Genomic DNA, 18,816 nt, shown 5'->3' with positions numbered 1-18,816 from the left:
GGACACGCCAATGAGTCAGCAAGCCGTGAAATTTGCCTACTGGGTGCCGAACGTCAGCGGTGGGCTGGTGGTCAGCAAGATCGAACAGCGCACCGATTGGGGCATCGACTACAACCGCAAACTGGCGCAGCTCGCCGAGGCTGCCGGGTTCGAATACGCGCTGACGCAGATCCGCTTCACCGCCGGTTACGGCGCCGAGTTTCAGCATGAGTCAGTTGCGTTCAGCCACGCGTTACTCGCGGCCACCAGCAAACTCAAGGTGATCGCAGCGATCCTGCCCGGCCCGTGGCAACCGGCGCTGGCGGCCAAGCAACTGGCGACGATCGATCAACTCACCAACGGCCGCATCGCGGTGAACATCGTCAGCGGCTGGTTCAAAGGCGAGTTTCAAGCCATCGGCGAGCATTGGCTGGAGCACGACGAGCGTTATCGTCGTTCCGAAGAGTTCATCCGTTCATTGCGCGGCGTGTGGAGCGAGGACAGCTTCACCTTTCGCGGCGACTTCTACCGTTTCGACAATTACAGCCTGAAACCGAAACCCTTGGGCCGTCCGGAGATCTTTCAGGGTGGCAGTTCGCGTGCGGCACGGGACATGGCGGCGCGGGTTTCGGACTGGTATTTCACCAATGGCAACAGCGTTGAAGGGATCAAGGCGCAGGTCGACGATATTCGTCAGAAAGCTGCAGCCAACAAGCATTCGGTGAAGATTGGCGTGAATGCCTTTGTCATCGCCCGCGACACTGAAGAGGAGGCCAGGGCCGTGCTCGCACAGATCATCGATCAGGCGGATCCAGAGGCGGTGAATGCGTTTGGCGACGCGGCGAAACAAGCGGGCAGGGCATCGCCGGAGGGTGAGGGCAACTGGGCGAAATCAACATTTGAGGATCTGGTGCAGTACAACGATGGCTTCAAGACCAACTTGATCGGCACGCCGTTGCAGATTGCCGAGCGGATTGTGGCGCTGAAGGCGGTGGGTGTGGATCTGGTGCTGGCGGGGTTTCTGCACTTTCAGGAAGAAGTCGAATATTTCGGGCGGCGGGTGTTACCGCTGGTGCGCGAACTGGAGGCCGAGAAGACCGCCGCCGTCGCCTGAACCCTGAGGAACCCATGTGGGAGCGAGCCTGGTCGCGAAAGCGGTGTGTCAGCAACAACTGCATTGACTGATACGACGCCTTCGCGAGCAGGCTCGCTCCCACAATTGAACTCACTGTGAAATCAGAGGCCTAGGTCGGACAGGCCCGGATGATCATCCGGGCGACGGCCCAGCGGCCAGTGGAACTTGCGTTCGCTTTCCTTGATCGGCATGTCGTTGATGCATGCGTAGCGCTGGAACATCAGGCCTTGCTCATCGAATTCCCAGTTTTCGTTGCCGTAAGAGCGGAACCAGTTGCCCGAATCATCGTGCCATTCATAGGCATAACGCACGGCGATGCGCGTATCGGAGTAGGCCCACAGTTCCTTGATCAAACGGTAATCCAGTTCCTTCGCCCATTTACGGGTCAAAAACGCTTTGGCCTCTTCACGGCTGTTGGCGAATTCGGCGCGATTGCGCCACTTGGTATCAAGGGTGTAAGCCAGCGAAACCCGTTCCGGGTCGCGAGAGTTCCAGCCATCCTCGGCCAGACGAACTTTTTCGATCGCCGATTCACGGTTGAAGGGCGGCAATGGCGGACGTACCTGGGCTGCAGTAGACATATCAGTCTCCCGAAATAGTTAACGGTTAAAACAACTTGTCCGGCTTATTAAGGCGTTACAGGTCCAATAACTTTCGCGCCATGCATTGCGCATTATCGGCGGCACTGTGATCACCCATCACAAGCGCTACGGTAATGGCACCGTCAATCAGAATCAGCAGCTGTCTGGCCAGCAGTTGCGGATCCTCGGCGCCATGTTCGGTACACAGCTCGCACACATAGTCGAGCAGCTTCTGTTTGTGTTCTTTGGCGACCAGGCGCACCGGGTCCTGCGGGTCGCCGGTCTCGCCGCTGGTGTTGATGAACGCGCAGCCACGGAAACCTTCCGAGGCGAACCAGCTCTTGAGCACGGTGAACAGGTTGAGCAGGCGATCAGCCGGGGTTTCAGCCTGATCGACAGCGCTTCGGTACCAGTGCATCCAGCGCACGTCGCGGCGTTGCAGGGCGGCAACGGTCAAGGCGTCCTTGTCGGCAAAGTAACGGTAGATACTTTTTCTGGAGACGCCGGCGGTTTTCACCAGAAGATCCATGCTGGTGGCAGCGATGCCACTTTTGTAGATCAGCTTTTCGGTGACATCCAGAATGATGTCGCGTGTGTCGTTGCTAGTGATTTCTTTCATGTGGCGAACAGTAGAACGATTGTTCTCCTTGGTCAAGCGGGTATTTTTATTGCTGGTGAAATCGCTTTCGCGAGCAAGCTCGCTCCCACAGGGGAATGCATTTCAAATGTGGGAGCGAGCTTGCTCGCGAAGGGGGCATTACAGACACTGACAAGACCCCAAGGATGCGATGGTGTAAGCTCTCGGGTTCTTCGGATTCGACCCATTGCGAGCCCTATGCCGTTGCTTTTCAAACGTTCCTTGCTGCCCAAATTGCGCAGCTTTCCGCTGACCGCCGAAGCCGTGACCATTCTGTCCGGCGCCGCCGAGTTCCGTCGTTGCCTGCTCGAGAAAATCGCTGCCGCGACCCAGCGCATCTACATCGTTGCGCTGTATCTGCAGCAAGACGAAGCCGGTCAGGAAATCCTCGATGCGCTGCACGCCGCCAAGCTCAAGCGTCCCGAGCTGGAAATTGCCGTGGTGGTCGATTGGTTGCGCGCCCAGCGCGGGCTGATCGGTGCCGGTAAACAGCCGGGTAACTCGGCGTGGTATCAGGAAATGACCCGCACGCACCAGAGCGAAGTGCCGGTGTACGGCGTGCCGGTGCAGACCCGCGAGTTGTTTGGCGTGCTGCATCTGAAGGGCTTCGTGATCGACGACTGTGTGGTCTACAGCGGCGCGAGCCTGAACAACGTCTACCTGCACAAGTTCGACAAGTACCGCTTCGACCGTTATCACGTCCTGCAAAGCCGCGAACTGGCCGACTCGATGCATCACCTGGTCAAGCACGGTCTGATTGAATCGAAAGCCGTGCACCGCCTCGACCTGCCGAACCTGCCGACCACGCGCAGCCTGCGCAACGACATCGGCGACCTGCGCAGCCGTCTCAAGTACGCCACGTACGACACCGCCACTGGCAGCACCGCCCGAGATGGCCTGTGCGTTACGCCGTTGCTCGGCGTCGGCAAGAACAACCCGTTGAACCGGGCGATTCTTGAGTTGATCGCCAGCGCGCAAAAACAACTGACCATCTGCACGCCGTACTTCAACCTGCCGCTGGGCGTGATCCGTGAGATCAACCGTGCGTTGGCCCGTGGCGTGAAGATCGACATCGTCGTCGGCGACAAGACCGCCAACGACTTCTACATTCCGCCGAGCGAGCCGTTCAAGGTGATTGCGGCGTTGCCCTATCTGTACGAGATCAGCCTGCGCCGCTTTGCCAAGCGCCATCAGCGCAACATCGACAGCGGTCAGTTGAACCTGCACTTGTGGCGTGATGGCGACAACACCTATCACCTCAAGGGCATGTGGATCGATCAGCGCTATACGTTGCTGACCGGCAACAACCTCAATCCACGGGCGTTCCGCCTGGACCTGGAAAACGCGCTGCTGATTGATGACCCGAAAGGCGAATGGCTGGAGCCGCGAGCGAAGGAGCTGGAAGAGATTTTCCGCCATACCACGCGGATCGACAGCTTTCAGAGTCTGGAGACGCTGCCAGAGTACCCGGCCGGGGTGGCCAAGTTTCTCAAGCGCGTGAGTCGGGTGCGGATTGAGCGGTTGCTCTACCGGATTCTGTAAGGCTTTAAATTTGTAGCGGTCATACAACCGCTATCGCGAGCAGGCTCACTCCTACAGGGGAACGCATTCCAAATGTAGGAGTGAGCCTGCTCGCGATAGGGTCTCAACATACGCTACAAGAACTCAGTTGAGACCGAGTTTGCCACGCAACGTGGACAGGTCTTCAGCCAGCGTATTCACCGGCCCAACCAGCGCTTTACGGTCGTTATCCTTCACCTTGTCATACGTCTCGAAACCGCCGTCCTTGGTCTTGTACTTGGCCAGAATCTTGTCGACCGTGGCAAAGTTCTTGTCGACCTTCGCGACAAACGCCTTGTCCTGTTCTTCAATTTGCGGACGGAACAGATCAACGATTTTCTTCGCACCGTCGATATTGCCCTGGAAGTCATACAGGTCGGTGTGGCTGTAGCGATCTTCTTCGCCGGAGATCTTGGTCGCAGCGACTTCTTCCAGCAGTGCGGCAGCACCACCGACGACTTTCTCAGGCGGGAAAGTCAGACCAGCCACGCGGGTCTGCAGGTCTTTGACGTCGCTGTTGAGCTTATCCGCCAGCGCGTTCAGGCCCTGAGTGCTTTTCTCCGAGAACAGCGTGTATTCGATGCGGTGGAAACCGGTGAAATCTTCTGCTTTCACGCCTTGCTCGTGATCGTCGACACGGGAGTCGATGGACGCATCAAGGTCACTGAACAGTTCGGCAATCGGCTCGATCGACTCGTAGTAAACGCGGGTCGGCGCGTAGAGCTTTTGCGCAGTGGCCAGGTCGCCTTTCTTCACCGCATCGGTGAATTGTTGAGTGTGGCTGCCCAGTTCATCGAGTTTTTCGGTGACGTAAATCTTGTAGTCCGACACCGGCCCGACCAGATCCAGCGGCGCTGTCGCGGCAAACGCCGACAGCGGGGTGTTGAGCAAACCAAGGGTCAGCAATAGCGCGAGTGGCGTCTTTTTCATGGGGGCGGCTCCAGTGTTGAGATGTTGTTTCAGGCAGCAGTTTTTGGTTGTGTGGCGTTGAGCAGCGAGCGACCGATGAAGTCCTTGTCGCCCGTGACACCCGGCAAGGTGAAGAAGTAACCGCCGCCGACCGGCTTGAGGTATTCCTCCAGCGGCTCGCCGTTGAGGCGGGTCTGCACGGTGATGAAGCCTTTTTCCAGATCGGCCTGGTAGCAGATGAACAGCAGGCCCATGTCGAGCTGGCCGTTCTTGTTGACGCCGTTGGAGTAGTTGAATGGCCGGCGCAGGATCAAATTGGCTTGGCTCTCGGTGGTGCGTGGGTTGGCCAGACGAATGTGCGCGTCGAGTTTGGTCAGCTTGCCCGCCGGGTCCTTGCTGTAGTCCGGGACTTCGCTTTCATGCTGGCCACCCATCGGTGCACCGGTGGTTTTGACCCGGCCAAGAATGCTTTCCTGCTCCTGCAGCGGCGTGCGATCCCAGCGCTCGACGAAGTTGCGGATGATCCGCACAGCCTGATAACTGCCGTGGGCGGCCCAGGCCGGTTCGTCACTGCCCGGTTGCACCCAGACCAGACGATCCATGGCTTTGCCATCGTTGGAATCAGGGTTGGCCGAGCCGTCGCGGAAACCAAGGAAGTTGCGCGCCGATTGCGCCGGCACACCGGGTTTCGCCGGGGCTTGCGGCGGTACGCTGCCTTCCTGTTTCCAGCGCACCAGCAGCAGATCAGGGAGGTTTTTGACGATGTCGCGCAGGGCGTGAATGTTGGTGTCAGCGGTGTTCGAGCAGAACTGCAAACTCAGGTCGCCGTGGCAGCAATCGGCCTCCAGAGCATCGTTGGGGAAGCCGACCATACGGATAAGCCGTTTGGGTTTGGCGTCGGCCAGACCGAAGCGCTCGTCGAACAGCGACTCGCCGACGGAAACGGTGATGGTCAGGTTGTCCGGCGTCACGTTCGGGCCGAGGATGCCGGAGTCCGGCGGCGGCAGTTTCGGATCGATCTGCGCGACCGGGCCGCCCGTCATCAGGAACGCGATGCGCTCGTTGAGGGTGCGGAAAAGCCGCTCAAGATCTTCGCGATCACTGGCCAACACATCGAACGACACCAGCATGCCCGAGGCCGGGCGCGGGGTGACGATGCCGGTCTGATGCACGCCGTGGAAATCGTGGCGGTCTTCGGTTTTGTCGCTGCTCGGTGCTTCGGTGACTTGCGCAGGCGCGGCAGCCATGGCCGGGCAGCTCAAGGCGGAACCAGCGAGGGCGACACCGGCGGCGCCCATGCCCATCAAGACACGGCGACGTTGCAGGTTGAGTGGTTCGATATCTTTCATCGGGAATTCGTCTTCTGCTTACAGGCCGGAGAGGCCGAGGGCGGGATCGATGCCATCCAGTGCGTCGGCCAGAGCCTGGGCCTTGTCGGCGATCTGCTTGCGTTGTGCGCCGCTGACGGAGTCGTAGCTGGCGTAGCCGTCCTTGATCTTGTAGGTGTCGAGTTCGCTGTCGAAATCCGCCAGTGCCTTATCGATTTTCGGCAGCAGCTCGGCCGCCGACTTGCTCAGCATTGGCCGCAGCAGATCGACGACTTTGTGTGCGGTTTGCGCGTTGGCAGCGAAACCGTTGAGGTCGCTGTGGCTGTAGCGTTCTTCTTCACCGCTGGCGGCGCGCACGTCGGCCAGGGTGTTGAGGTTGCGCACGACGATGTTGACCAGTTGCTCCGGTGGCAGGCTCTGCGCGAGCAGTTGTTGTTTGAGCGTGGTGACGTCGCTGAGCAGACGCTGGGCGACCGGCGTCAGTTCGTCGAGTTTTCGTTGCTGGAACAGGGCGTATTCGAGGCGGTGGAAACCGACGAACGCTGGATCCTGTTCGCGTTTTTCGAAGTAATCGGCGCGGGCGTTGATGCTGTTGTCCAGTTCGGCCAGACGCTGGGCGGCCGGGGCCAGACGTTGATAAGCGGCACGCGCCGGCAAGTACAGCGCCTGCGCCTGACTCAAGTCGCCACTTTCGATGGCTTGATTGAGCTCGGTCACGGCTTTGATCAGCGCGCTGCTCTGGCTGGCCAGGTACACGCGGAATTCCGACAGCGGCCCGACGAAGGCGACCATCGACGGTTTGGCTTTGGCCGCAGCATCAGAGGCTGCCGTCGGCGTTACGTGGAGGGTGCCGCGCGGGTTGCTCAGCAAACCGCAAGTGATCGCGTAATCACCGGGTTGCAGGTTGGCATTGATTACCTGACTCAGGCCCGGCGCGATGTTTTCGCGCTCCTCAACGACGAGCACGCCGTCGAGGATTTCCCATTCCACCGCACGATCGGAGCGGTTGACGATGCGGAAACTGGCGCGGCCGGCCGGCACCGTCAGCGCGTTCGGCTCGCAACTGCCCGGATGAATGTTCACCACCACTTCATCGTGATTGTGCTGACGCTTGGCCGCAGCCATTTTCGAGGCGTAATAAAACAGACCACCGGCGGCGATCATCACCACCACCGAGCCGGCCACCGCCCAGCGCAAGGCGCGGGGAGGGGAGGCCTGAGGAGTATTAGGCTTTGACATGAATGCCCTTATTGGCTGGAAACGGAAGACGATTGTGCGGAAGGCTTCGGCGCGGGAGCCGGGTAAAAGAACATCACCAGTGCCACCAGCAGATAGATCAGATACGCCCCAAGGGTGCTGACGGTCGGCGCATCCTGATAACCGAACATGCCGGCCAGCACCGAGCCCAGCGGGCCGTCCATCGGCAGCGTCGCGCTGAAGTCGAACAGCACGGTTTGCAGGTGATTCCACAGCCCGGCTTCATGCAGCGCCTGCACCGAGTTGGCAAGAATCCCGGCGGCAACCACCAGAATGAACAGGCCGGTCCACTTGAAGAACGCCGAAAGGTTCAGGCGCATGCTGCCGCTGTAGATCAGGAAACCGACGATGATCGCCAGAATCAACCCGAGCAGGGCACCGATCGGCGCGCCCGGGCCTTCGCTCTGCTGGAACACCGCGAGCAGGAAAAACACCGTTTCCAGGCCTTCCCGGGCGACGGCGAAAAAGACCATGGCGATCAAGGCGATCACTTGATGCTTCGAAGAAGTCAGCGCCTGATCCAGCGAAGCTTGCAGCGAATGCTTGATCGAGCGCGCGACCTTGCGCATCCAGAACACCATGGAGCTGAGAATGCCCACGGCCACCAGGCCGACAATGCCCTCGAACAGCTCCTGCTGCTTTTGCGGGAATTCAGCGCTGACCAACTCCAGTCCACCGCCGACCAGCAGGGCGAGGGCTGCGGCGAGAAACACGCCGATCCACACGGCGGGCATCCACTGGCCACGGCCGGTCTGTTGCAGGTAGCTGGCGATAATGCCAACGATCAGCGCGGCTTCAATGCCTTCGCGCAGCATGATCAGAAAGGGAACGAGCATTCGGCATCCAACAAGTCATTCGAAGAGGTTACAAGTTGTAACATAATGAAAGTCATTCTCACATGACATTGATTGACATAAACCTGAACAGTTGCTGAACGACCTCAATTTTTGCCTCGCATTGATCCCTGTAGGCCTTCGCCTGCTCGCGATGGCGTCGTGTCAGTCAGCGCTGATTTTTCAGACCCACCGCTATCGCGAGCAGGCTCACTCCTACAGGGGGTTCGTGTTGAATTCGCCACCTGCGGTAATATGCCCACCACCCAAAACAACAAGGTTAACCGCGCTCCATGTCGGAAAAAGACACCATCGCCGTTCAACTGGTGCGTGAAGCGCTGCTGCAAAGTTGTGCTCCGGGCGCAGCCACCGAAGAGGTCTTGAACAAGGTCGGGATTGATCCGGCGTTGCTGCCAACCGAACACAGCCGGGTGCCGGCCTCGCAGTACGCAAAGCTCTGGCGCTTGCTGGCCCGCCGTGGCGATGACGAGTTCTTCGGCATGGACCCGCGCAAGCTCAAGTCCGGCAGCCTTGAATTCCTCTGTCGCAGCGCGATGGCGCAACCGACGCTGGCAGCGGGTTTGAGCACGGGCCTGAGCTTTCTGTCATTGATGCTTGAACGCATGCCGGCGCAACTGGTGCACCAGCAAAGTCTCGCGGAAATCGTCCTGCTGGAGGATGACCCCGAACCGCGCCGCGCCTTCACTTATTTCACCTACTGGATGATCGTCCACGGTGTGGCCTGCTGGCTGGCCGGGCGGCGGATTCCGATTCTGGCCATCGAACTGCGCTGCGCGGCGCCGGACTTCACCGATGATTACCGGGTGATGTTCTCGGAAAACCTGCGTTTCGAGCGGCCGCGTACGCGGATGATTTTCTCGGCGGATTGCCTCGATCTGCCGATCAAGCGCAGCGCGGAAGAACTGAAACGCTTTCTAGCTCATGCACCGGCGAACATTCTGGTGAAGTACCGCGACCCGCAGAGTCTGGCCAGTCGGATCAAACACGACCTGCGACAACTGCCCGCTGAACAATGGCCGGAAACCGAGGCACTGGCGCAACAGTTGTGCATGTCGGCCTCGACCTTGCGCCGGCGACTGGCCGAGGAAGGGCAGACCTATCAAGGCCTCAAGGACAGCGTGCGCAAGGAGTTGGCGATTATCTGGCTGGCGGAACCTTCTATCAGTTTTGTCGAGATTGCCAGCCGCTTGGGGTTTGCCGATGCGAGTTCGTTCTACAAGGCGTTTCGCAAGTGGTCGGGGTCGAATCCGGGCCACTATCGCACGTTGATCCTGAACGAGGTTGTCTGACCCAACACATCCCGCCGCTTGATCGTTCCCACGCTCCGCGTGGGAATGCCTCAAGGGACGCTCCGCGTTCCAGTTCTGGAGCGGACGCAGAGCGTCCGAGGCTGCATTCCCACGCAGAGCGTGGGAACGATCGGTGTGGCAGGAGGGCGTTTCGCAAGTGGTCGGGGTCGAATCCGGGCCACTATCGCACGCTGATCCTGAATGAGGTTGTCTGATCCAACACATCCGCCGCTTGATCGTTCCCACGCTCTGCGTGGGAATGCCTCAAGGGACGCTCCGCGTTCCAGCTCTGGAGCGGACGCAGAGCGTCCGAGGCTGCATTCCCACGCAGAGCGTGGGAATGATCGGTGTGGCAGGAGGGCGTTTCGCAAGTGGTCGGGGTCGAATCCGGGCCACTATCGCACGTTGATCCTGAACGAGGTTGTCTGACCCAACACATCCCGCCGTTTGATCGTTCCCACGCTCCGCGTGGGAATGCCTCAAGGGACGCTCCGCGTTCCAGCTCGGAGCGGACGCAGAGCGTCCGAGGCTGCATTCCCACGCAGAGCGTGGGAACGATCGGTGTGGCAGGAGGGCGTTTCGCAAGTGGTCGGGGTCCAATCCGGGACATTACCGCACGCTGATTCTGAATGAGGTTGTCTGATCGAACACTTCCCGCCGCTTGATCGTTCCCACGCTCCGCGTGGGAATGCCTCAAGGGACGCTCCGCGTTCCAGTTCTGGAGCGGACGCAGAGCGTCCGAGGCTGCATTCCCACGCAGAGCGTGGGAACGATCGGTGTGGCAGGGCATGGCCAAACCAGTCAGCCACATTGATAGCTTTGACCATTGCCCCAACCCCCGCACAGCGCGACTATCCCTCTGTTGTTTACGCTTCCCAGCCTAATAAAAAACAGAGGGATTCTGGCAATGCGCGATTACTTGTCTGCCACCGCACAGTTCAACTATCAGCACACCGTGGATGCCGCGCTCAGCGGTACGCTTGAGGCGCTCAACGCCTGCGTCGAATGCTGCGACCGCCATGCCTTGCCGGGGCGCATCGCGCTGTTCTGGGAGGGCCGCGACGGCGCCAGTGCGACGTACACCTTCAGCGATCTGCAAGACAAAGCCGCGCGTTTCGCCAATTTCCTTCTCGCCCAAGGCGTGCAGAAAGGTGACAAGGTCGCTGGTCTGCTGCCGCGCAACGTCGAATTGCTCATCACTGTGTTGGCCACCTGGCGCATTGGCGCGGTGTATCAGCCGCTGTTCACCGCGTTCGGCCCCAAAGCCCTCGAACATCGCCTGAACAGCTCCGGCGCCAAAGTCGTGGTCACCGACGCGGTCAACCGGCCGAAACTCGCTGAAGTCGCCGATTGCCCGACCCTCGTTACCGTCGGCGGCGCGAAAGGCCAGGGCATCGTCCGTGGCGACTTCAGTTTCTGGGCCGAACTGGCCAACCATTCCAGCGTCTGCGAACCGGTATTGCTGACGGGTGAAGACCCGTTTTTGCTGATGTTCACCTCAGGCACCACCGGCCCGTCGAAAGCGCTGTCGGTGCCACTCAAAGCCATCGTCGCCTTCCAGAGTTACACTCGCGATGCCGTCGATCTGCGCCCGGAAGATTCATTCTGGAACGTCGCCGATCCGGGCTGGGCCTACGGCATCTATTTCGGCGTCACCGGCCCGTTGTCGATGGGCCATCCGATCACCTTCTACGATGGCCCGTTCACCCTCGAAAGCACCTGCCGGGTGATCAACAAGTACGGCATCACTAACCTCACCGGTTCGCCAACGGCTTATCGTTTGTTGATTGCCGGCGGCGATGAGTTCGCCAAGTCGATCAAAGGTAAATTGCGCATCGTCAGCAGCGCCGGTGAGCCGCTGAACCCGGAAGTGATTCGTTGGTTCGCCGACAACCTCGATGTGGTCATTCATGACCATTACGGCCAGACCGAACTGGGTATGGTCCTGTGCAATCACCACGGCCTCGACCATCCGGTGCACGTCGGCGCCGCCGGTTTTGCCTCGCCGGGCCATCGCATCGTCGTGCTGGATGAGCAGTACAACGAACTCGGCGTCGGACAGCCGGGCATTCTCGCCATCGACCGGCCGCAATCGCCGATGTGCTGGTTCGGCGGTTATGAAGGCGCGCCGACCAAAGCCTTCGTCGGCGATTACTACCTGAGCGGCGACACCGTGGAATGGAACCCGGACGGCAGCATCAGCTTCGTCGGTCGCAGCGATGACGTGATCACCACCTCCGGCTACCGCGTCGGCCCGTTCGACGTGGAAAGCGCGCTGATCGAACACCCGGCGGTGGTCGAAGCAGCGGTGGTCGGTAAACCCGATCCGGAACGCACCGAGCTGGTCAAAGCTTTTGTCGTATTGAGTGCGCAATACCGCGCCGCGCCCGAGCTGGCCGAAGAGCTGCGGCAACATGTGCGTAAGCGCCTGGCAGCGCACTCATACCCGCGTGAAATCGAATTTGTCAGCGAATTGCCCAAGACCCCAAGTGGCAAATTGCAGCGCTTTATCTTGCGCAACCAGGAAATCGCCAAAGCTCAAGAGGCTGCGGCGCATAACGTTTCAGCTTGAATCAGGAAATACAGTCATGCAGATCGAGAACAAGGTTTTTATCGTCACCGGCGGCGCATCGGGCCTCGGTGCAGCCACCGCTGAATTGTTGGTCAGTGCCGGCGCCAAAGTGATGCTGGTGGACATGAACGCCGAAGCCGTCGCCGCTCAGGCTCAGCGTCTGGGCGCACAAAGTGTGGTCGCCGACATCAGCAACGAAGCCGCTGCAGAAGCCGCCGTGCAGGCGACCGTCAAAGCCTTCGGCAGCCTCAACGGTCTGGTCAACTGCGCCGGTATCGTCCGTGGCGAGAAGATCCTCGGCAAGAACGGCCCACATGCGCTGAGCAGCTTCGCGCAAGTGATCAATGTCAACCTGATCGGCAGCTTCAACATGCTGCGTCTGGCCGCTGCGGCGATTGCCGAATCCGAGGCAAACGCTGATGGCGAACGCGGCGTGATCATCAACACTGCATCTGTCGCGGCGTTCGACGGCCAGATCGGCCAAGCGGCGTACTCTGCTTCGAAAGGCGCGATCGCCAGCCTGACCCTGCCGGCTGCCCGCGAACTGGCGCGCTTCGGCATTCGCGTAATGACCATCGCCCCAGGCATTTTCGAAACGCCGATGATGGCTGGCATGACCCCGGAAGTCCGCGATTCGCTGGCCGCCGGCGTGCCGTTCCCGCCGCGCCTGGGCAAGCCTGCCGAGTACGCCGCGCTGGTTCGGCATATCATCGAAAACAGCATGCTCAACGGCGAGGTGATCCGTCTCGACGGCGCCTTGCGTATGGCCGCCAAGTAAGGAGGATTTGTCATGACTATTTCCAACGATCCGATTGTTATCGTCAGCGCCGTGCGCACGCCAATGGGCGGCTTTCAGGGCGAACTGAAAAATCTCACCGCGCCGCAACTCGGTGCTGCGGCGATCAAGGCTGCGGTTGAACGCGCCGGTGTCGCCAGCGATGCAGTCGATGAAGTGTTGTTTGGTTGCGTATTGCCTGCGGGCCTCGGTCAGGCGCCTGCGCGTCAGGCTGCGTTGGGCGCCGGGCTGGATAAATCGACCCGTTGCACCACCGTCAACAAGATGTGCGGCTCGGGCATGGAAACCACCATTCTCGCCCACGATATGCTGATCGCTGGCAGCGCCGATGTGGTGATCGCCGGTGGCATGGAAAGCATGTCCAACTCGCCATACCTGCTGGATCGTGCCCGCGCCGGTTACCGCATGGGCCATGGCCGTGTGCTCGACTCGATGTTCCTCGATGGCCTTGAAGACGCTTACGACAAAGGGCGCCTGATGGGCACCTTCGCCGAGGATTGCGCCGAAACCAATGGCTTCAGCCGTGAGGCGCAGGACGCTTTTGCCATCGCCTCGACCACCCGCGCGCAGCAGGCGATCAAGGACGGCAGCTTCAAGGACGAAATCGTCCCGCTGACCGTGACCGTCGGCAAAGAACAGGTGCTGATCAGCCATGACGAGCAGCCGCCGAAAGCCAAACTCGACAAAGTGGCCTCGCTGAAACCGGCGTTCCGTGAGGGCGGCACGGTGACGGCGGCGAACTCCAGTTCGATCTCGGACGGCGCGGCGGCACTGGTGCTGATGCGTCAGTCGCAAGCGCAGAAACTCGGTCTGAAACCGTTGGCGGTGATCCATGGTCATGCCGCGTTTGCCGACACCCCAGGCCTGTTCCCGGTGGCGCCGATTGGTGCGATCAAGAAACTGATCAAGAAAACCGGTTGGTCGCTGGGTGATGTCGATCTGTTTGAGGTCAACGAGGCGTTTGCCGTGGTTGGCATGGCGGCGATGACGCACCTGGAAATCCCGCATGACAAGCTGAATGTGCATGGCGGTGCCTGTGCGCTGGGTCATCCGATCGGTGCGTCGGGGGCGCGGATTCTGGTGACGTTGCTCTCGGCTTTGCGCCAGAGAAAGCAGAAACGCGGCATCGCGGCGATCTGCATTGGCGGCGGCGAAGCGACGGCCATGGCTGTGGAATGCGTCTACTGAAACAAACGCCAATCCCCTTGTAGGAGTGAGCCTGCTCGCGATGACGTCGTGTCAGTCACCACTGATTTATATGACCCACCGCTATCGCGAGCAGGCTCACTCCTACAGGTGAAAGCGGTGCGACTGATATTTAAGGATTCCCCATGATTCCCAACGAAGACCAAACCCAGATCCGCGACATGGCCCGGCAGTTTGCCGAGGAACGCCTGAAACCGTTCGCCGCCGAGTGGGATCGCGAGCACCGTTTTCCCAAGGAAGCCATCGGCCAGATGGCCGGGCTGGGCTTCTTCGGCATGCTCGTGCCGGAGCAGTGGGGCGGTTGCGACACCGGTTACTTGGCGTACGCCATGGCCCTGGAAGAAATCGCCGCCGGCGACGGCGCCTGCTCGACGATCATGAGCGTGCACAACTCGGTCGGCTGCGTGCCGATCCTCAAGTTCGGCAACGACGATCAGCGCGAACGCTTCCTCAAACCCTTGGCCAGCGGCACCATGCTCGGCGCATTTGCGCTGACCGAGCCGCAAGCCGGTTCCGATGCCAGCAGCCTGAAAACCCGGGCACGGCTGGAAGGCGATCACTATGTGCTGAATGGCTGCAAACAGTTCATCACTTCAGGGCAAAACGCCGGGATCGTGATTGTGTTTGCGGTGACCGATCCGAGTGCCGGCAAACGCGGCATCACTGCGTTTATCGTGCCGACCGATTCACCGGGCTACAAAGTCGCCCGCGTCGAAGACAAGCTCGGTCAACACGCGTCCGACACCTGCCAGATTCTCTTTGAAGATGTGAAAGTGCCGGTGGCCAACCGTTTGGGTGAAGAGGGCGAGGGCTACAAGATTGCGCTGGCCAATCTTGAAGGTGGCCGCGTCGGCATTGCGTCGCAATCGGTAGGCATGGCCCGCGCCGCATTTGAAGCAGCGCGCGATTATGCCCGTGAGCGCGACACCTTCGGCAAACCAATTATTGAACATCAGGCCGTGGCATTCCGCCTGGCCGACATGGCCACGCAAATCGCCGTCGCCCGGCAGATGGTGCATTACGCTGCGGCCCTGCGCGACAGCGGGCAACCGGCACTGGTCGAAGCCTCTATGGCAAAACTGTTCGCTTCGGAAATGGCCGAAAAGGTCTGTTCGATGGCGTTGCAAACCCTCGGCGGTTACGGTTACCTCAACGACTTCCCGCTGGAACGTATCTACCGCGACGTACGCGTCTGCCAGATCTACGAAGGCACCAGCGATATTCAGCGCATTGTCATTTCGCGCAATCTTTAAGAAGGAATTTTTATTCATGACGTACGAAACCATTCTGCTCGAAACCCACGGCGGCGTTGGCCTGATCACCCTCAACCGCCCGCAGGCGCTGAATGCGCTGAATGCGCAACTGGTCAGCGAAGTGAACCAGGCCCTTGATGCGCTGGAAGCGGATGCGAACATCGGTTGCATTGTCCTCACCGGTTCGAAAAAGGCCTTTGCCGCCGGTGCCGACATCAAGGAAATGGCCGAACTGACCTACCCGCAGATCTACATGGACGACCTGTTCAGCGACAGTGACCGCGTGGCCAACCGGCGTAAGCCGATTATTGCGGCGGTCAACGGTTTTGCCCTCGGCGGTGGTTGTGAGCTGGCGTTGATGTGCGACTTTATTCTGGCCGGTGATAACGCGAAGTTTGGCCAACCGGAAATCAACCTCGGGGTGTTGCCGGGTATGGGTGGCACCCAGCGCCTGACGCGCGCCGTCGGCAAAGCGAAAGCCATGGAGATGTGCCTGAGCGGGCGCTTGATCGATGCGGTTGAGGCCGAGCGTTGCGGCATCGTTGCGCGGATCGTGCCGAGTGATGAGTTGCTCGATGAAGCGCTGAAGGTGGCGGCGGTGATTGCCAGCAAGTCGCTGCCGATTGCGATGATGATCAAGGAGAGCGTCAATCGTGCCTTTGAAGTGAACCTGACGGAAGGCGTGCGTTTCGAGCGTCGGGTGTTCCATGCGGCGTTTGCCACGCAGGATCAGAAGGAAGGGATGGCGGCGTTTATTGCCAAGCGTGAGGCTGCATTCCAAGGCAAATAAATGTGGTGCCTGAGCTGACGCCTTCGCGAGCAGGCTCGCTCCCACATGAGGTTCTCGGCGTTCACACAATCTGTGTTCGCTGGAGATCTCTGTGGGAGCGAGCCTGCTCGCGAAGCTTTTAAGGTTTGATATACATCAAAATCAAAAGCCCCTCACCCTAACCCTCTCCCGGAGGGAGAGGGGACTGATTGGGGGATGCTTGGGAGGTACGCCGACCTGAAAGTGCTTTATTGAATCCGTAATCGACTCGGTCTTTCAGGTCGACGTATAACGCCAGACACCTCGGTCGGCTCCCTCTCCCTCTGGGAGAGGGCTGGGGTGAGGGAAGGGGCCAACACCATCACAACTGATAGTTCTTCAACTCCCGCGCAATGACCATCCGCTGAATCTCGCTCGAGCCCTCATAGATCTGCGTAATCCGCGCATCACGGTAGTACTTCTCGACCGGGTAATCCTCCAGATACCCATACCCGCCATGAATCTGAATCGCCGACGAACACACTTTCTCGGCCATTTCCGATGCAAACAGCTTGGCCTGTGACGCTTCGGACAAACACGGTTTGCCCGCCGTACGCAGACGCGCCGCATGCAGGATCATCAGCCGCGCCGCATTGATCTGCATGTGCATGTCAGCCAGCATGTTGGCGATGCTCTGGTGTTCGTTGATCGGCTTGCCGAACTGGATACGATCACGCGAATACACCAGCGCCGCTTCAAACGCCGCACGGGCGATACCCAGTGCTTGCGCGGCAATGCCGATGCGTCCGCCTTCAAGGTTGGACAGTGCAATCGCCAGGCCTTTGCCGCGCTCGCCGAGCAGATTGGCCTCGGGAATGCTGCAGTTGTTCAGCGTCACCGCGCAGGTGTCTGAAGCGCGGATGCCCATTTTGTGTTCAGTACGATCAACGATAAAACCGGCGGTATCGGTCGGCACCAGAAACGCCGAAATGCCTTTCTTGCCCAGATCCGGATCAGTCACCGCAAACACGATCGCCAGCTTCGCCCGTTTGCCGTTGCTGACAAATTGCTTGGCGCCGTTGATCACCCACTGGCCGTCACGCAGTTCGGCGCGGGTGCGCAGGTTGTGCGCTTCGGAGCCGGCCTGCGGTTCGGTCAGGCAAAAGCAGCCGATGGTTTTGCCGCTGGCCAGATCCGCCAGCCAGGTCTGTTTCTGTGCTTCGCTGCCGTAGTTGAGCACCGGACCGCAGCCGACCGAGTTGTGGATGCTCATGAATGCGCCGGTCGCGCCATCACCGGCGGAAATCTCTTCCACGGCCAGTGCATAAGCGACGTAATCGACGTAGGTGCCACCCCATTCCTCGGGCACCACCATGCCGAGCAAACCGAGCTCACCCATCTTGGCGACGAGTGCGTCGTCAATCCAGCCAGCCTTTTCCCAGGCCTGCGCATGGGGTGCGATTTCGCCACGGGCAAAGTCCCGGGCCATGTCGCGGATCATCACTTGTTCTTCAGTCAGTTCGAGATCGTGCATGGCTCAGCTCCCGCTCTCATCAAAACCGTGGAAGAAACTCGCGACATGCGTAGCGTTCAGCGCAGCGAGGGTCGGCGGGTTCCAGCGCGGTGTCTTGTCTTTATCGATCAGCAGGGCGCGTACGCCTTCGATCAGGTCGCCGCGCGCGAACCACTGGCGATCCAGATGCAGTTCGAGAGCGAAGCAGTGTTCCAGGCTCAAGTGACGGCCGCGACGGAGCATTTCCAGGGTCACTGCCATCGCCAGCGGCGAGCGGGTTTCCAGCAGATCAGCCGTGGTGGTCGCCCATTCGTGGCTGTCGGCGACGGTCACCGCGCGCAGTTGCTCGACCATGCTCGGTACGTCCGGCAGCGCGAAGAAATGGTCGATGGCCGGGCGCAAAGCTTCAAGAGGAGCGTCAGGCAAGGTCTGCACGGCGTGTTTGGCCAATAGATTCTGCAGCGCCTTGAGCGGCGTGTCCTGCCATTCCATCTGATCGAGTTTTTCGTCGAGCAGCGCCAGTTTGCTGCTGTCCAGATACCAATCGGCGAGGCCGCAATACAGCGCATCGGCGGCACGGATCTGCACGCCGCTGACGCCCAGGTAAATCCCCAGCTCACCGGGAATGCGCGGCAGGAAATAACTGCCACCGACATCCGGGAAATAACCGATGGCCACTTCCGGCATCGCCAGACGGCTCTTCTCGGTGACCACGCGCAGATCGGCGCCTTGCACCAGGCCCATGCCGCCGCCGAGGACGAAACCGTCCATCAGCGCCAGCACGGGTTTGCGGTAGTGATGAATCGTCAGGTCGAGGGCGTATTCCTCGACGAAGAAATCTTCGTGCAGCGTGTCGCCGCTTTTGAAACTGTCGTACAGCGAACGAATGTCGCCGCCGGCACAGAAGGCTTTTTCACCGGCACCGCGCAGGACCACGGCGTGAACATTGGCGTCAGTCGCCCAGGCATCGAGCTGCTGTTGCAGCAAACGCACCATGTCGAGGGTAATGGCGTTGAGACCGGCGGGGCGGTTGAGGGTCAGGTGACCGATATGGTTGCGAACCTCGGCCAGCACTTCGTTCTGCGTGGCGTCCATGGACTGAGTCCGCGGGGATGAAGCCTGAGCTGTCATCAGTAACTCCCTGCTTTTATTGTCTTTATTCGAGAAGCTCGCGCGCGAGCGTTACCGGATCGTAACAG

General features: G+C 60.1%; 16 protein-coding genes. 8 read left to right on the top strand and 8 right to left on the bottom strand.

Translation table 11 applies throughout. The features are described from left to right. Positions 1–10 precede the first annotated feature (10 nt). Positions 11–1,093: a dimethylsulfone monooxygenase SfnG gene (sfnG, locus tag AB4N44_RS03360; RefSeq protein WP_460110225.1), complete on the top strand. Its 1,083-nt coding sequence runs from the start codon at positions 11–13 to the stop codon at positions 1,091–1,093. A gap of 122 nt (positions 1,094–1,215) precedes the next feature. Here the strand turns inward: sfnG and AB4N44_RS03355 are convergent, their stop codons facing one another. After that, complete coding sequence (locus AB4N44_RS03355) at positions 1,216–1,695, bottom strand: nuclear transport factor 2 family protein (protein WP_460110226.1); 480 nt, start codon at positions 1,693–1,695, stop codon at positions 1,216–1,218. Positions 1,696–1,750: 55 nt separating this feature from the next. Beyond that, the gene (locus AB4N44_RS03350) at positions 1,751–2,314 is read right to left on the bottom strand and encodes a TetR/AcrR family transcriptional regulator (protein WP_127927811.1); all 564 of its coding nucleotides are present in this window, start codon (positions 2,312–2,314) and stop codon (positions 1,751–1,753) included. 216 nt (positions 2,315–2,530) lie between these two features. Here AB4N44_RS03350 and pssA point away from each other — a divergent pair, with 216 nt between their 5' ends. Beyond that, the gene (gene pssA / locus AB4N44_RS03345; protein ID WP_150776603.1) at positions 2,531–3,874 is read left to right on the top strand and encodes a CDP-diacylglycerol--serine O-phosphatidyltransferase; all 1,344 of its coding nucleotides are present in this window, start codon (positions 2,531–2,533) and stop codon (positions 3,872–3,874) included. A 123-nt stretch (positions 3,875–3,997) separates the two neighbouring features. On the opposite strand, the gene efeO (AB4N44_RS03340) is transcribed toward pssA, so the two are convergent. The 4 genes from efeO (AB4N44_RS03340) to efeU are packed head-to-tail and all read right to left on the bottom strand — an operon-like array spanning position 3,998 to position 8,222. Next, on the bottom strand, positions 3,998–4,822 hold the full coding sequence (gene efeO, locus AB4N44_RS03340) for an iron uptake system protein EfeO (protein ID WP_127927807.1): 825 nt from the start codon (positions 4,820–4,822) through the stop codon (positions 3,998–4,000). 29 nt (positions 4,823–4,851) lie between these two features. Beyond that, positions 4,852–6,150, bottom strand: a complete 1,299-nt coding sequence (gene efeB / locus AB4N44_RS03335; RefSeq protein ID WP_460110228.1) for an iron uptake transporter deferrochelatase/peroxidase subunit — start codon at positions 6,148–6,150, stop codon at positions 4,852–4,854. 18 nt (positions 6,151–6,168) lie between these two features. Further along, on the bottom strand, positions 6,169–7,368 hold the full coding sequence (gene efeO / locus AB4N44_RS03330; RefSeq protein WP_460110230.1) for an iron uptake system protein EfeO: 1,200 nt from the start codon (positions 7,366–7,368) through the stop codon (positions 6,169–6,171). Positions 7,369–7,376: 8 nt separating this feature from the next. Continuing rightward, positions 7,377–8,222 (bottom strand): iron uptake transporter permease EfeU, encoded by an 846-nt coding sequence (gene efeU, locus AB4N44_RS03325; RefSeq protein WP_077572785.1) that lies wholly within the window; start codon positions 8,220–8,222, stop codon positions 7,377–7,379. A gap of 290 nt (positions 8,223–8,512) precedes the next feature. Between efeU and AB4N44_RS03320 the strand changes: the two genes are divergently transcribed. From AB4N44_RS03320 to AB4N44_RS03295, 6 genes are all read left to right on the top strand, one after another. Next, positions 8,513–9,529, top strand: a complete 1,017-nt coding sequence (locus tag AB4N44_RS03320) for an AraC family transcriptional regulator (protein ID WP_160040203.1) — start codon at positions 8,513–8,515, stop codon at positions 9,527–9,529. A gap of 907 nt (positions 9,530–10,436) precedes the next feature. Beyond that, on the top strand, positions 10,437–12,101 hold the full coding sequence (locus AB4N44_RS03315) for an AMP-binding protein (protein WP_460110231.1): 1,665 nt from the start codon (positions 10,437–10,439) through the stop codon (positions 12,099–12,101). A 16-nt stretch (positions 12,102–12,117) separates the two neighbouring features. Next, entirely contained in the window at positions 12,118–12,879 is a 762-nt protein-coding gene (locus AB4N44_RS03310) for an SDR family NAD(P)-dependent oxidoreductase (protein ID WP_007918867.1), read from the top strand. 12 nt (positions 12,880–12,891) lie between these two features. Then, positions 12,892–14,085 carry an acetyl-CoA C-acyltransferase gene (locus tag AB4N44_RS03305; RefSeq protein ID WP_460110233.1) on the top strand — a complete coding sequence of 398 codons (1,194 nt, stop codon included), beginning with the start codon at positions 12,892–12,894 and terminating at the stop codon, positions 14,083–14,085. Between the two features lie 143 nt (positions 14,086–14,228). Then, positions 14,229–15,356, top strand: coding sequence for an acyl-CoA dehydrogenase (locus AB4N44_RS03300; protein WP_460110234.1), 1,128 nt, complete (start codon positions 14,229–14,231; stop codon positions 15,354–15,356). A 16-nt stretch (positions 15,357–15,372) separates the two neighbouring features. Further along, entirely contained in the window at positions 15,373–16,146 is a 774-nt protein-coding gene (locus AB4N44_RS03295) for an enoyl-CoA hydratase (protein ID WP_460110235.1), read from the top strand. A gap of 340 nt (positions 16,147–16,486) precedes the next feature. Here the strand turns inward: AB4N44_RS03295 and AB4N44_RS03290 are convergent, their stop codons facing one another. After that, positions 16,487–17,638: an acyl-CoA dehydrogenase family protein gene (locus AB4N44_RS03290; RefSeq protein WP_460110236.1), complete on the bottom strand. Its 1,152-nt coding sequence runs from the start codon at positions 17,636–17,638 to the stop codon at positions 16,487–16,489. Positions 17,639–17,641: 3 nt separating this feature from the next. Then, on the bottom strand, positions 17,642–18,748 hold the full coding sequence (locus AB4N44_RS03285; protein WP_127927786.1) for an enoyl-CoA hydratase/isomerase family protein: 1,107 nt from the start codon (positions 18,746–18,748) through the stop codon (positions 17,642–17,644). Between the last annotated feature and the right edge of the window lie 68 nt (positions 18,749–18,816).

It is taken from the genome of Pseudomonas sp. S3_C06, from assembly GCF_054667675.1.
Note: the sequence above shows the minus strand (reverse complement) of the source record. Positions and strands in the feature narration are given on the sequence as shown.